Source organism: Burkholderia sp. AU44665, assembly GCF_030504405.1.
In the GTDB taxonomy this organism is placed as follows: domain Bacteria; phylum Pseudomonadota; class Gammaproteobacteria; order Burkholderiales; family Burkholderiaceae; genus Burkholderia; species Burkholderia semiarida.
Map to the genome: position 1 here is coordinate 1 of NZ_JAUJRI010000028.1, position 14,586 is coordinate 14,586.

The 14,586-nt window shown below is 58.5% G+C and carries 8 protein-coding genes and 1 rRNA gene; 2 read left to right on the forward strand and 7 right to left on the reverse strand.

What is annotated here, in order from left to right:
- Positions 1–9: 9 nt before the first annotated feature.
- A 5S ribosomal RNA gene (gene rrf, locus QZM15_RS30525) occupies positions 10–122 on the forward strand.
- A 248-nt stretch (positions 123–370) separates the two neighbouring features.
- Here rrf and QZM15_RS30530 read toward each other — a convergent pair.
- Positions 371–616 (reverse strand): SymE family type I addiction module toxin, encoded by a 246-nt coding sequence (locus QZM15_RS30530; protein WP_060734070.1) that lies wholly within the window; start codon positions 614–616, stop codon positions 371–373.
- 419 nt (positions 617–1,035) lie between these two features.
- Between QZM15_RS30530 and QZM15_RS30535 the strand changes: the two genes are divergently transcribed.
- Entirely contained in the window at positions 1,036–4,233 is a 3,198-nt protein-coding gene (locus QZM15_RS30535) for an N-6 DNA methylase (RefSeq protein WP_302107827.1), read from the forward strand.
- A gap of 321 nt (positions 4,234–4,554) precedes the next feature.
- Here the strand turns inward: QZM15_RS30535 and QZM15_RS30540 are convergent, their stop codons facing one another.
- From QZM15_RS30540 to gyrB, 6 genes are all read right to left on the reverse strand, one after another.
- Positions 4,555–7,005 (reverse strand): effector-associated domain EAD1-containing protein, encoded by a 2,451-nt coding sequence (locus QZM15_RS30540; RefSeq protein WP_302107828.1) that lies wholly within the window; start codon positions 7,003–7,005, stop codon positions 4,555–4,557.
- Positions 7,002–7,847 (reverse strand): hypothetical protein, encoded by an 846-nt coding sequence (locus tag QZM15_RS30545; RefSeq protein ID WP_302107829.1) that lies wholly within the window; start codon positions 7,845–7,847, stop codon positions 7,002–7,004. The genes QZM15_RS30540 and QZM15_RS30545 overlap by 4 nt, the downstream gene beginning before the upstream one ends.
- Positions 7,834–8,601: a hypothetical protein gene (locus tag QZM15_RS30550; RefSeq protein WP_302107850.1), complete on the reverse strand. Its 768-nt coding sequence runs from the start codon at positions 8,599–8,601 to the stop codon at positions 7,834–7,836. The genes QZM15_RS30545 and QZM15_RS30550 overlap by 14 nt, the downstream gene beginning before the upstream one ends.
- Positions 8,602–8,792: 191 nt before the next feature.
- Positions 8,793–10,088: a GTPase-associated system all-helical protein GASH gene (locus QZM15_RS30555; RefSeq protein WP_302107830.1), complete on the reverse strand. Its 1,296-nt coding sequence runs from the start codon at positions 10,086–10,088 to the stop codon at positions 8,793–8,795.
- Between the two features lie 46 nt (positions 10,089–10,134).
- On the reverse strand, positions 10,135–11,466 hold the full coding sequence (locus QZM15_RS30560; RefSeq protein WP_302107831.1) for an effector-associated domain EAD1-containing protein: 1,332 nt from the start codon (positions 11,464–11,466) through the stop codon (positions 10,135–10,137).
- Between the two features lie 470 nt (positions 11,467–11,936).
- Positions 11,937–14,411, reverse strand: a complete 2,475-nt coding sequence (gene gyrB, locus QZM15_RS30565) for a DNA topoisomerase (ATP-hydrolyzing) subunit B (protein ID WP_302107851.1) — start codon at positions 14,409–14,411, stop codon at positions 11,937–11,939.
- Positions 14,412–14,586: the final 175 nt, after the last annotated feature.

Genomic DNA, 14,586 nt, shown 5'->3' on the forward strand with positions numbered 1-14,586 from the left:
CCCCCTTTGCCTGATGACCATAGCGAGTCGGTCCCACCCCTTCCCATCCCGAACAGGACCGTGAAACGACTCTACGCCGATGATAGTGCGGATTCCCGTGTGAAAGTAGGTAATCGTCAGGCTCCCTCAAGCCAAGAACCCCCGCCCGACAAGGCGGGGGTTTTTGCATTGGCGCAACGGAAATGTGCACGGTGCCTGGCATGGGTTGCAGCACGTCCTGAAAGGCTATGCGGCAGCGGACCTGAGTGATCGGCCCGCTGCAGTTTCAGAACAATCGTCGCTTGTCACAGTTACTAACGGTATTGAGCACCGGGTACGGGTCTTCCAGACGGATAGTGACTTGCGACGTCCACCATCGCCAATGCGCCGATCACATCGGCGTGATGATGAGTCGCTTGTCCTCGACGGTAATCCGGACGCGTTCTCCAGCCTCGAATCCCGCGTCCTCAAGCCATACTCCCGCTATTTTGATCCACGGGAAATACGTCGTATTGAGCCTCCGGTGCTCTCTGATGGCACGGAGAACCCTAGACAAGGAATGATGGCGGGCTGACTCTTGAACGGTGACGAAGCGTTCCGTTACGACGGGGCGTGACTTATGATTGGCGTTAGCCATTTCCGACTCCTAGGACGAGTTGGTGGTGGTCAGCGGGTCGTATGGGTGGCGGCCCATGCGGCCCGCGCTTTTTTGCGGTGATGCCGTTTGAGTCTACCTAACTGGGCATCTCGAAATATGGAAAATTCGAGGAGTGGCTAATCGGCATAGCTTCTTGAGTTTTAGTCGCGGGAAATCACGGCATAGGTCTAGATCTCGATGAACGACGACGCCTGCGAAGCAAGGCTGACCTGCGGTGAACGTGTGTGCTCGCGGGGTTCCAAAGTTCGAGCGAGCGATGGAAGCCTCTATAATCGCTCGCGTCCATGCGTGGCTGGACCCGACGATCAAGCGCCGAGCGCGTGGTCTCCGCGACAGTGAGGTGCGCGGGCGGGACTCGGTCGCGCCGGGCGCCTCCGCAACCACTGACTTCGCATGAGATGACCGCAGACGCCATCGCCACCAAAGCTTACAACCATATTGATCGCCGTCGCAGAAGGTGGCGTGGAGAGGAGGAGGTCCGCACGGCGTGGATATCCGCGCTCGAATCCGCACTCGATGTCGTCTTCGATGCCGAACGCGCTCGCCTTGACCTCAGCTTCAACAACGTGGTCATTGAGTTTAAAGCTCCCGGCCTCTTCAACGGCAGTGACAAGAGCGCGAGCTTTCGAGAGGCGATGAACGAGCGCCTGCTCCCCTACATCCTGAAATCAGCCGAGCAGAGCGGAATCCCGCCCGAGGACTTCATCGGCATCGCCATCGACGGCGAGCATTTGTGCTTTGCCCAGGTTGTGGAAGGAGCGATTCGACATAACTATCTCTTGCCGTTCTCAGTCGTTTCCGTGGGAATGGTGATTGAGGCATGTAGAAATAATTTTCGTCGCCCCGTTGTAGCGGAAAGTTTGCTCGATGACTTCGGGCATGCGTCAGAGGCCGCGTGTGCCGTCATGCAAGCCCTCTGCCATGCACTTCAGCGTGCTATTGACGCGCCCGAGGTAAGTAAGATCTCGATGTTGTTCGAAGAGTGGCGGGCGCTCTACGGACAGGTGGCAGATCTTTCGGGCTTCCAGGTTGAGACGATCGAGAAGGTGCTGCGCTTCACATGGCGAGGGGCCAAGCTTCATTCGATGTCGGCGCGCTTGTTTGTCATCCACACCTACAACTCCCTCATTATCAAGCTGCTCGCAGCGGAAATCGTGTCCACGCACGGGCTCACGACGATCGCGGGGCCGGCGGAAGCGTTTTCTGCGCTGATGGACGACGCGCAACTGATCGACCAGCTTCGGCTGCAAATCGAGCGGGGTCAGTTGTTTGAGACCGCCGGGCTTGGTGGTTTCGTGGAAGAAGCGATTTTCAGTTGGTATATCGATGCCGCCGGAACGCCGGAAGGCGCGAGAGATTTGATTCCCGCGCTTCGCGCCCTGATCGGCAAGCTCGCGCTTTATAGGACCGATCGCCTCGGGCGGCAGCGAGACGCCTTGCGGGATTTCTACCAGGGGCTTGTGCCCGAGACGCTGCGCAAGAGCCTGGGCGAGTTCTACACGCCCGATTGGCTGGTCGAGCTGACCGTCGCGAAGGTCGCCCCCTCTGCGTGGATTGGGACGCGATTTCTCGATCCAACATGCGGGTCCGGCTCCTTCCTCGTCGAGGTGATCCGACGCAAGCGCGCCGAGGCCGTCCGAAAGGGGTTGGATGATAGGGCCACAGTAGACGCCGTGCTCGACGAGGTTTGGGGTTTCGACCTCAACCCCTTGGCGGTTCAAACCGCGCGCGTGAATTTCCTGATGGAAATCGCAGACCTGCTGTCTTCCGCTCGCGGCCGGCGGATTGAGCTGCCCATTCTGTTGGCAGACGCGATCTACTCGCCCGCGGCCGATCCAGAGGGCGACGCGGACGTTGTGCAATATCGAATCGGCAGTCGCAAAGCCAGCTTGGACATTCACTTGCCCTCGGCGCTTGCCTTCAACAGGCCTAGGCTCGATTCGGTGTTTGACCTCATGGGCGAACACGTCGAGCTAAGCCATGAATACTCGACCATGTCCGCCGCCCTGGTGCGCGCCAAGTTGCTGAGCAGGGCGGAGGCGCAAGCCTGGTCGGAACCCTTGCGCACAACATACGAACAGGTTTTGGAACTGCATAAGCAGAAGTGGAACGGCATCTGGTTCCGCATTGTCCGAAACTTCTTCTGGTCGGCAACGGCGGGCCACTTTGACGCGATTGTCGGGAACCCGCCTTGGGTGCGGTGGTCGCGGCTTCCGGAAACCTATCGGGAGCGCGTCAAGCCCACGTGCGAACGATACGACATCTTCTCCGAGACGAGGCATCATGGCGGCAACGAGCTCGACATCTCGGCGATGATCACCTACACGACAGCTGACAAATGGCTAAAGATGGGTGGCCGCATGGCGTTCGTCATCACCCAAATTCTCTTTCAGAATCCGTCGTCCGCCGGCTTCCGGAATTTCCGCATTGACCGTGGCTCCCATCTCGCGCCGATCGAGGTCGAAGATCTCAAGGCGCTTAAGCCATTTCCCAATGCCGCCAACAAAACGGCTATCGCTTTGTTTCAAAAGGGCGAGGCCAGCCCCTCCTACCCGGTGCCCTACAAGGTTTGGGATGCCGCCGAGGGCTATACGCGGCGGATACCGCCGGAGCTTACTTTGGACGAGGTGTTGGGGCGGGTCGAGCGCGACACGTGGGAAGCGACGCCGGTTGGGGGCGTGGGCTCGCCGTGGGCGGTGCTGCCGATCGGGAGGTTTTCGGAAATCAGCCAGATCGCCCGTCCTTGCAAATGGGTGGAGGGCCACAAAGGGATCACCACCGACCTCAACGGCGTTTACTTCGTGCCGGTCATTGATCAAAACAAAACCGACCGACTTGTGCAGATCGAGACGCAGCCGGGATCCGGCCGCAAGGACATCGGTGTCGCCAGGCGGGCATGGATCGAACCCGATTGGCTGTTTCCGCTGGTCAAGGGAGCCTCCGACTTTGAGCCCTGCTATCTGAAGCCGGACCTACACCTCTACACGCTGGTTCCCAACGTCGGCATCAAGAAGTCTGATTTCGACGCGGCGGGGGAGCGGGTTCTCGAATTGCCCGCGACGCGCCGATATTTCAATTCGTTCAAAGACGTATTGGAACAGCGATCAACGTGGAAATCGCGGATGCGGTCGGCTAAAGCGCCAAATTTCACCATTTACAACGTTGGCGACTACACGTTTGCACCCTGGAAGGTGATCTGGGCGGAGATGCCCGGCAACTTCTGCGCGGCGGTGGCCGGCAGCGCGCGCGTTCCACTCGTGGGGACGAGGCCTTTCGTCCCGGACCACAAGGTGTTTTTTGTGGCGTTCGACGACGAGATGGCAGCGCACTATTTGTGCGGCATGCTCAACTCGACCATCGTTGGGCAATACGTGGAGGCGCATAACGTTGACATTCAGGTAGGTGACATCTTTAAGCACATGACGTTGCCGCCTTACGACGCGACAAATGCCGCGCATCAGCGGATCGCGGAGCTCAGTCATCGAGCGCACTTGATCCGCGACTCAGATGAAAGGGCGGTGGTCGTTGACGATGTGCGGAAAGCCGCCGATTTGTGCCTCGGGCGTTGGATCAAGGCGATGGCTCGCGCTAGTTGAACCATCCGGCCGGCTCGCCGAGTTGGTTGCGCGGGCGGCCGGGGCGTGATTTCGCGCGCTGCGTTTGCATCGATGGCCTTAGTCTTGGAGTTCGCATCGGTCGGCGCGACTGATTTGGGGCCTACTCCCCACGCCCAAGATGATGATCAATCATGGTTTGGAGGATTTCCATTGATCGATGCCCCCGCGCACGACCTTCTAAGGTCCGATGCCACCGCCGGAAGTCGGCGCCGCTGATGAAACCATGGGCTATCGCCTACTACACTAGCCAGCATCGGTTGCGGCTGCGATGGACGCTGATAGCGCTCTGGCGAGCGCGACTCATACGCTATCTTGGATGATTCTTTCCAGCGCTTTCAGGTCCGGATTATTCGGCAGATCATCCAGTAGCGCGCTGACCAGTGACATCAAGCCTTCGCCCAACGCTCCGGACGCCGCCTTTGTTGCTGCATCATGCCAGCGCTCGCTTGCGGTACCCGAATGTAAAAGAACGCCGCGCTTGCCGCCAGCGCGTTGCCATAGCTCATCAAGTCTAGCGGCGGCCAACTCGCTCCCGAGGTCCGCAACACGCAAGATCAGCTGGTTACGATCAACTTTCCTCGGCTCTGTTCCAGGAGCCGCTGGAATGAATAACAGATCCCAAAAGTTGTACAGATCGGCGCAGGCATGGATTGCGGGTAAAACCGACGTAGAGCCGAACCGAAATTGACTGATTAGCCAGCGAGCAATGCGCCGCCAACCGCGGTCCAGCACAAGCCGGCCCAACTTTGTCACCCCTGGCTCGTGCCAGTAACAAATCCGATCGACAATTCGTTCGGCTGCGTATTCGGATATCTGAGGTTGCCATATCAACAGGCACGTCGCGCCATAGGCCGTCAGGTCGCTATGTGCAGCAATGTGACAAACGGCGGCGAGCAAGATCGGTTCCGGGCAAGCCACATTTTCGCCGGTGTTCACCTTTTGCAGTATGAGGCTAGCGACCTCTGTGGCCAACGAGTCGGAGGCACGTTTGTCGAGCGCTCCCCAAAGTAAGCGTCGATCTGGAAACCCCAGTGCGGCGGAAGCGAAATCCGATGCAAAGCGGGAAATTAGCGATGCCCCTTGTCCTTCAGACGTCGCAAAGGCCAAATACTCCTTGGCTTGATCATCCCGGCTAACATTGGACGGCCAAGGAACTCCGCCTGCTTCGATATGTAGCTCCCACAAGGTACGCCAAGCCTTTTGGGAAAGTTTCATTCTGCCGAGAAGTTCGGGGCATGTCACCGTGCGTCTGGCTACCAAAGAGAACAGCGCCGTGTCGTTGATTTCAACAGCCTTACCTACAAGGACGGGCCCGGAAATCCTGTCGACCAGGAAGTTCAATCCAGGAATGGGGTCTGGAGTGAACGTAAGTTGGGATTGCAAAGCCTCCTTTGGCGGCAGGACTGACAAGGTGGCCAATGCATGCAGGCGCGACCAGCGCAAAGTGCGTGTGTTTTGGCGCAGCACAGAAGATTCAGTGTCGCTCATTGTTGCCGCCGAAGCTGCGGTGAGCAACTTGTCCTCCAAAGTGCCTAGATTGACTCCGAGCACTTCCGAAAACGACTTCTCGACGGTAGAGGACAGCCAGCGCAGCAGGAACGGTGGCCACACAGGTGCGTCACTTCGAATACCGCGCTTGATTCCGGCTCGTGCCGAGACCACCCACCATTGCTCAGCCTGGCCAGCGAGCGCCAAACTCAAGAACCGGTCGGATTCAGCCCCGCGAATCTGTGGGAGTTGATTGGTAGACCAGTTTTCGACGGAGGTTGTCAGAAGCGTATCTGCGCCCTCCGGAAGCTCAGACAGACGGATGTTGGCAAGCGAATTGACCAGACTCGCCGTCGCGGTTGGCAGCGTCTTATCCAAAATCGCAAGTGCCTCAGACTTAAATCGTGCGAGAGAATTTCGCTCAGGTGCAATGGCGCATAGAGTACGCAGTAACTCTGTCGCGGCAGGCGCATCGGCATTTTTGCGCAGTGATTCGAGGCGCTCAGCAGCACGTGAGATGCGGCGAATTCCTGAGAGATCCTGTCCGATCCCTTCGTTCGCAGCAATCAGTTCTTCTATGATGGCATCGTTTTCGCCGCTTACCCACCGTGCACCCCTGCTCGCATTGACCGTCTTTGCCGACGCGATAGGGATGATTGACGCATGGGGCCATTGATTGATACGTTCAGGCGACACGGCGTACAGCCACGGAGGAGAGACTGACTCACCTCCAGCCGGCGGACTGATCGCGACGCGCGCAGCGAAGCATTTACGGGCGTCGGGCCAAAGGCGATGCCAAAGGCCGGCAAGAATGCTGGGCCACATATCGAGATCGCCGAGCACTGGGGTACCTACATTTCCAGCAATAAGCGACTCGGCGACCGTAGCAAGCATCTCGCTCGGAGCAGGATAAAACGATTCGCCGCCGTTCAGAGCCGCCATTTCCGCAGCAAGGTCTTGAATGTCCGGGGCACAGTCGAGCGGCCATAGCGAGACCTCGCTTCTGACCATGCCTCCGCGCGTAGCACGCTCATCTGGCATGGTCCACCACAGTACCCACCATTGACCGATCGGTCCACACCCGACGGAGGGCCACCACCGCTCGCCCGACGGGGTATAGCCAGGCGGCTTATCGGTAAGTTCAAGTAACGTTGCGGGTATCAGGGTCTCGTCCGCAGTGCTGCTGAGCAAGGCATGCGTCTTGTCGCGTTCGCCGTAGCGCGCGCGAACTGGATACACTGGTGCATTTACCGGTGCCGTCATACAGGATTCAAAAGCCAATCGAGCGGTAGAGTTAGATCTTCACTACGACTGCCATCCGGGGCCACGACCCACCCTTGGTTTTCTGGCCCTTGATCAATGAAGACTTCGTCCTCGCTCTGTTCGTCGAGGTGTCGCCCTAGCGCGGAAAGTCCCCAAACACTGAACGCACCTGGAGACCAGATGCTTTCGAGAAACGAATAAACGAGAGGCAGGCGCGATGCGAGAATTTCGCATGGCTGGGCAGCTTGTGTTCCTAGCTCGTCGAAACAGGACAGCATCACGATGAGCCTGGGCGTGTTGACCTGTTGGACTGTGCCGTGGCCAGCTATGTGAAGCAGAAGCTGGAGCAGCTCCGTCCAACGGGCATTTGCATCCCACTTGCTTGCACGCTCGGAGGTCGTAGCTTGCTTGATCGAACCCTCTCGAAGACGGTTCAGCGCATCGGAATAGGTTGTCTCCGCGTTCAGGCGAATAAGAACTATCCATCCTGATGCTTTGCGGAGTCGCTCACGCCACGCCTGGCTGACGGCACGTTGCTGGAAGGCTGTGTTAAGTTGTTCGCCACCATAATCCGGCCAACGCAGTTCGATTGCCTGCCCCCGTGAATCAACTATCGGCAACACGATTTCAGACCACGTCTGAGCCGATGTGTGCTGGGCTGCATGCCCAGATGCAAGACTACGCAGGACGTCTTCCAGCGCGGACAGATCGGCCGGCGTTCCGCCCTCTCGACGCAACAGCAATCGGCCGCTCTTGCGCCGCAACCGCCCGTAAAGCTGCCCGGCAAAATGGGTTTTGCCGCTGTTGGGCCCACCGAGCAAAATTAGTTCAGGAATCCGCATGGTGCCCCCGGAACGCAAAGAACACGTCGTGGCGCTGCACGGCCTCGATCATTGGTTTGGAATGTGGCGAGTCCCACGCGACCGAAACAATATCCCCGAGCGCTTCGGAAAACGTCTCCGGGTCGCTGATCGTGACGCAATGTTCCGTGGCGCCAGGCAGATTTTGCGCTATTGCAGCCTGTATCGATTCACGAATCGCAGGCGGGATCTCGAACTCGCTCTTTGTCCACACTAGGATCGTCGGCCGGCTACCCACGTGGTTGCCTAAGCGCTCAATCAACTGCAGAAGTTCTGCCCGAGCAAGTCCTCGGTCCTTCCCTCTTAACCGGTCACAGTCGGCGATAACAATGAACGCATCTGAGCGATCTACAAGCCACTGTGCTCCCTCCGAAGGAGCCGCGTTTTCCGCTATTGCCCATTTCGAAAACCATTCTCCCGGCGCGTCCGCCAGCAGGAGATCTCTGAGCTGGCCGCTCTTCCGTCGCAAGGCCACATGAAGCAACCCAGGCACCCGGCTGCTTCCGCGAGGAGTGTGCGGCGGGAACATCGGAGCGAGAGCGGCGTCATGGAAGCGCATCCAGGACGCGAGCGACTCCCAGGCGCCGAGCGTTCGCGAGCCGGCGAATGTAGCTTCGGCCAGACGGTTACCCTGGAGCATAAGGAGGTAGTTCGCCGTCAACATGGTCGTCTTGCCTGCGTCGTGTGCACCGAGGACACCGATCAGCAAATGTCGGCTACGAGGTAGGAGTATCATCAGATCGGACAAACCGAGAGCACTGCCAGACCAAGGGACGCGCGCCTCGTAATGTTCGCTTGAATCCGTCTCAGGACTCGCTTCTTCGCCGCCGGAGTGCCAGCTCGTACATGCATCAGGTGTAAGTGCTCCCAACGGGCAGGTTTCGCCGTCGTCGACATGACACTTTTGATTGGAGCAACGGCGCTTATTCACTTTTTAACCCCGGCAAGGCGGGTCGCCTGTTCCTGACGTAAGATAGCGCGCGCCATCTGTGGAGCGGTCATCGCTGCTTCGGCAGGTATATAGGCCCGTTTCAACAGCTCGGCCATCGGAGGATTGTCCTGGCTCAACGCGAGGCGAACCAAATCGCGCAACGACAGCCGACCGCTGCCGCTTGGGGCCGCGAAATTCTGCAAAGTGTCGGTGGGCACCTCGCCGCGCAATCGCGAAACAGAAGTTAGCAGATCGGACAACGGAAGTGCGTTATCAAAACCCGCTCCCGGAAGGCGCCCCACGGCCTCGGACAAGACGTATGCGACGCTCGCGGGAGTAACGGTCGGCGTAATCGCGAGCAAGTCGAGGGGCATCATAACCATTGCCAGAAACGGGTCTATATCCCGATAACTTTTGCGCATCGAAGGCGAATAGAGCGACTCATACCACCACAGCGTATCCAGTCGCACTTGGTCGCGTGACTGCAAGTTCTGAGCAGACGTGATCGCTTCCTGCAAAATTTGTGATTGCGCCTTGAATGCTTCGGCAATTATTCCCCCAATAACCTGCTGCTGCTTGAGTGCCTGTTCCGAGATAGCATCCGAAAGCGCGCCGATCACATCTTTCATCCGGTTGGCGAACTCGTAGGTCCACGGTGCCGGCGAATTCGACCAATGCGGATTGAACTCGGCCTTGAACGGCTGATTTCCATTTTGCGAGTTTTGTGGCCCTGTCGCTGCGCCGATCTCTGTAAACAGCCATTCTCGCTTGATTTTGTAAGGTTCCATCTCGCCGAAATCGAGCGCAGGCACGCTGGCTGCCTTACGCTTTCTAGAAGCATCCGGCAGCAGTGAAATCGCCTCTGATTCCGCCCTCTCGGCAAACGATTCCAACAGTTTGCGTATGCTTGCCTCCGCGCGACCGAGCCGGGAAAAGGGCAGCATGTCGACGGCAGTCAGCCAGAGAATGGCGGCGTTGCTGCCGTCGGCTGCGCCGGCGCAACCCGCGAGAAGCAATGCGCGATAGATACCGATAGGCTTGTCGGTATGGACCGACTCCACGGTCTGCCAATGGCTGATGAGCGCCTGCTCAGCCTGCTGAATAGAAGGATCATCGCTGGTCACATCGCTAGCGAGCGCAGCGAGGATCGCGGGAATGAGCCGTTGTGGTTCTTTCTTGAATTCTGCAGCAAGAGACTCAGCCGCGCGTTCAAGTTTTTGAAGCCGCTCGTCTTGACCGTCGAGCTTTTCGATCCATCCAGCAGCAATCAGTTCACTTAGCAAATTTGCCATCGATTAACCTGTTGTTGTTAAAGGGCCTCGCTTGCATCTTCCGCAATCACTCAAGTGCGGAAAAATATCGCAGCACAATGTCGTTTCCGGGGATATCCACCAAAACCTCACGAAGCAGGGCCGCAGGTCTTGCGGCCGCCCCTTGCAGACTTAAGGTCCATAGGCGCTGCCACATGTCGAAAGGACGACCAGACTCTACCTGCCCAGCTTTGCCTCCAGCACGCACCCACAAAGCGCGCGCATCGCTTGCGTCCGGATACTGATCCGCCAGCAAGTCGAGCAAATCGCGCGGGACACCACCCTGAGAAGCTGTCGATGAGCTTTGCTGCTTGACGTCCGACAAAGCTGCATTGAATCCACTCCGCAGTAAATCGACAGATTGACGCATCAGCGAAATTGTGTACTCAGCAGCAGCCCGAGCCGCAAAGTGCCGGTAGCGATCGTCTTTGTACGGATCGCCATAGTCGGAAACACCCTTCGCCACAATTACAGGAACGGACATGAACTCACCTGCGACGGCCAGGGCGCTCGCTTCCATGTCAACACCAAGGACCTTGCGCATCGACTCCGCGAGGCGAGGAAAAACACCGGCGTCCTCGATCACCGACGAGCCCGTGGCAATCGGCGCGACATGTACTTTGAATGGACCGGATGGCCGGCCGCCAATACCGTACTGAAAGCGAACCTGTTCCGCGTGTTCTCTGCCGCTATCCGTGAGTTGCCCGTGCTTGTCAAGCCACTTGCGTCGCCAAAGACGCGATACCGTCTCCGACCAGTCCGGACATGCCGATGCAAAACCCGGATGTGTTTGCGGTTTGACATTGTCAAGGACGCACTGCAGTACCCAGTGCTCTTGAGCTTCTAGTGTAAGCGCGGGCCGGGACGATATCCATGCACCCGGTGATCCGGAAGCGACGGCCTGAATCCGCTGCAGCCACACTACAGGCGGATGGTACTGGATTGGGTCGCCTTGAAAGTGCTGCTTCCCGTCTTCGACCACAATTTTGCCAACGTCGTAGGTGTAGAGCCGGTCCGCGAAAATGACGTCTCCCAACGATACCTTGTTCCGTCTTCCGCCGCATATGCCCGTCATAGCGACGCATCGTGCCGGGTATTCGGCCCAGAGGTGATTTAATGTTGCGAGAGCATGCGCACCACCCATGAATACACAAAAAGACGCGACAACACGGATCTGCTGACCGCCAGTGGCAGAGAACGACGCCTCTGCGATTTGCCAACCTTGGTCAGTTGTTTTCTCCGTCCATCCTGGCGAGACGATACCGTCACTTACGTTGAGCACTTCACGATATTCATCGGAAAGTGCGCAGAGAACCAGAACGTCGGCACGGTTTTTGTTAATGGAAGGGCTATTGTCCATTTGAAAATATCAGGGTATGGAAACGACGGCGCTTAACTATAAGCTCCTTTAGTGCATTACGGATGCCGAAGAGGCCGAGGTAAGTATCGAAGTTCATAATTTTGCCACTCACGTGGGCGAAATCGCAGAGGGCCACAGAACCACCCTTGACATTGTCACTTGCTAGCGGTATGCAGCTCTGTTTGCGCGGGCGTCATGAAGAGCGTGATGACGACCACCATGCACCTGGAAATATTTTTCCTTCTTGACATGATCAATTCATCGAACTGATGAGCTTCTCTTTCCAGCCGGCCGTTCGTTCACCGACCAGTTCCCACAGCAGTGGCGGGATTTATGGCGTCAAAAATTAAAATAGCCCGGGCGACGTGGGCAGTCGACCGGGCTACAACATTGAGCAAATTTTCACGAACGGTGAGAGATGTTTTTCATCTCAGTGACACGTTTTTCACTATCTTTGACAACCTACAAAATCAAACGTCAATATTCCCCGCCCGCAACGCATTCGACTCGATAAACGCCCGCCGCGGCTCGACGTCATCGCCCATGAGGGTAGTAAAGATCCCATCCGCCGCGATCGCGTCTTCGATCTGCACACGCAGCAATCGCCGCACTGCCGGATCCATCGTCGTTTCCCACAGCTGCTCGGGGTTCATCTCGCCGAGCCCCTTATAGCGTTGTTTCGAGACGTTGCGTTCGGCATCCGCCAGCAGCCACTTCATCGCGCTCTTGAAGTCCGCGACAGCCATGCTGCGCTCACCGCGCTTGATGACCGCACCTTCCCCGATGAGCCCCTTGAACGTATTCGCGGTGGTCACGAGCTGCTGATAATCCGCCGTGTGCTGGAATTCCTGGTCGATGACCGAGACCCGCACGTTGCCGTGATGCGTCCGCTCGACATGCAGCGCCCGCTGTTCGCGAACCGGGTCATACGAAGGCACAACCCGCACTTCGTTCTTCAGCGCTTCATCATGCAACGCGGCATGAAGAGCCTTAGCCGAAGCCTCGGTCGAAGCCTCATTGGAGAGATCGATCACCACGCCGTCCATGACCGCTTCCAGCGCCGCCGGGTCATACAACCGGCTCAACCGATCGATCACGCTCTGCGACAGCAGATACGACCGCGCCAGTTCTCCAAGCGCATCCCCAGAAATCGCCGCCGCATTCTCACCCGGCACCAGCTCCGACCCTTGCAGCGCCAACCGCAGCATATGCGCGTTGAGCTCCACGTCATCCTTCAGATACCGCTCGTCCTTGCCCGCCTTGATCTTGTAAAGCGGCGGCTGCGCGATATACACGTACCCGCGCTCGATCATGTCCGGCATCTGGCGATACAGGAACGTGAGCAGTAGCGTCCGGATGTGCGCACCGTCGACGTCCGCGTCGGTCATGATGATGATGCGGTGATAGCGGAGCTTCTCGAGGTTGTAGTCTTCCTTGCCGATGCCGCAGCCAAGCGCGGTCACGAGCGTGACGATCTGCTCCGACGACAGCAGCTTGTCGTAGCGCGCCTTCTCGACGTTAAGCACCTTGCCGCGCAGCGGCAGAATGGCCTGGAACTTGCGATCACGCCCTTGCTTGGCCGACCCACCTGCCGAGTCACCCTCGACGATGTAGATTTCGCACTTCGCCGGGTCTTTCTCCTGGCAGTCCGCGAGCTTGCCGGGCAGGCCGACGCCGTCGAGCACGCCCTTCCGACGCGTCATCTCACGCGCCTTCCGAGCCGCATCACGCGCCCGAGCAGCCTCAACGATCTTCCCGCAAATGATCTTCGCGTCGATCGGCGTTTCCAGCAGGAACTCTTCCAGCGCCTTCGCCACAACTTCCTCAACCGGCGCACGAACCTCGGAAGAAACCAGCTTGTCCTTCGTCTGCGAGCTGAACTTCGGCTCCGGCACCTTCACGGAGAGCACGCACGACAGCCCTTCGCGCATGTCGTCGCCGGTCGTTTCGACCTTTGCCTTCTTCGCGATTTCGTTGTCGGTGATGTACTTGTTGATGACGCGCGTCATCGCGGCCCGCAGGCCGGTCAGGTGCGTGCCGCCGTCGCGCTGCGGAATGTTGTTCGTGAAGCACAGCACGTTCTCGTTGTAGCTGTCGTTCCACTGCATCGCGACTTCGACGCCCACGCCGTCCTTCTCGCCGTTGGCGAAGAACACGGTCGGGTGCAGGTTGGTCTTCGTCTTGTTGATGTATTCGACGAAGCCCTTCACACCGCCGGCGAATGCGAAATCGTCTTCCTTGCCCGAGCGCAGGTCCGTAAGACGAATCCGCACACCATTGTTCAGGAACGAAAGCTCGCGCATCCGCTTGGCCAGAATGTCGTAGTGATACTCGACGGTCCCGAAAATCGTCGGATCGGCCATGAAGTGCACTTCGGTGCCGCGGTTCTCGGTGTCACCCGTCACCAGCATCGGCGACACTTCCACGCCGTCCACCACCTCGATCACGCGATCCTGCGCGACGCCGCGGTGGAACTCCATGAAACGCTTCTTGCCGTCGCGGCGCACGGTGAGGCGCAGCCAGCTCGACAGCGCGTTCACGCACGACACGCCCACGCCGTGCAGGCCGCCGGACACCTTGTAGCTGTTCTGGTCGAACTTGCCGCCGGCGTGCAGCTCGGTCATCACGATCTCGGCGGCGCTGCGCTTCGGCTCGTGCTTGTCGTTCATCTTCACGTCGGTCGGAATCCCGCGGCCGTTGTCGACCACGGAAATCGAGTTGTCGGCGTGAATCGTCACGTGGATGTCGTTGCAGTACCCGGCCAGCGCTTCGTCGATCGAGTTGTCGAGCACCTCGAACACGAGGTGGTGCAGACCGGTGCCGTCCGACGTGTCGCCGATGTACATCCCGGGGCGCTTGCGCACCGCTTCCAGACCTTCGAGGATCTGGATCGACGAGGCGCCGTAGCTGCTGTTATCGGGTTGCGAATTGTGCTGTTCACTCATGGATATCTTCCGGTTCTGCGGGGCCACTCTCGTGGCGGCGCGGTGCGTTTCAGCGAGAGAAATCGCCGGGCCGCTCCAGTTTCCTGGCCCGCCCCAGGTGCCGAAACGGCATCAAAGGGGCGGGTTGTCGGTTCGCCATAAAAACGCCAAAGGGGCTTGCCGCCCCCTGGTGTGT

What these genes read in the sequence shown, in the direction of transcription:
- QZM15_RS30535 (WP_302107827.1), top strand. Translation starts at nt 1,036, where the DNA reads ATGACCGCAGACGCCATCGCCACCAAAGCTTACAACCATATTGATCGC.
- gyrB (WP_302107851.1), bottom strand. Translation starts at nt 14,411, where the DNA reads ATGAGTGAACAGCACAATTCGCAACCCGATAACAGCAGCTACGGCGCC.
- QZM15_RS30555 (WP_302107830.1), bottom strand. Translation starts at nt 10,088, where the DNA reads ATGGCAAATTTGCTAAGTGAACTGATTGCTGCTGGATGGATCGAAAAG.
- QZM15_RS30560 (WP_302107831.1), bottom strand. Translation starts at nt 11,466, where the DNA reads ATGGACAATAGCCCTTCCATTAACAAAAACCGTGCCGACGTTCTGGTT.
- QZM15_RS30545 (WP_302107829.1), bottom strand. Translation starts at nt 7,847, where the DNA reads ATGCGGATTCCTGAACTAATTTTGCTCGGTGGGCCCAACAGCGGCAAA.
- QZM15_RS30540 (WP_302107828.1), bottom strand. Translation starts at nt 7,005, where the DNA reads ATGACGGCACCGGTAAATGCACCAGTGTATCCAGTTCGCGCGCGCTAC.
- QZM15_RS30550 (WP_302107850.1), bottom strand. Translation starts at nt 8,601, where the DNA reads ATGATACTCCTACCTCGTAGCCGACATTTGCTGATCGGTGTCCTCGGT.
- QZM15_RS30530 (WP_060734070.1), bottom strand. Translation starts at nt 616, where the DNA reads ATGGCTAACGCCAATCATAAGTCACGCCCCGTCGTAACGGAACGCTTC.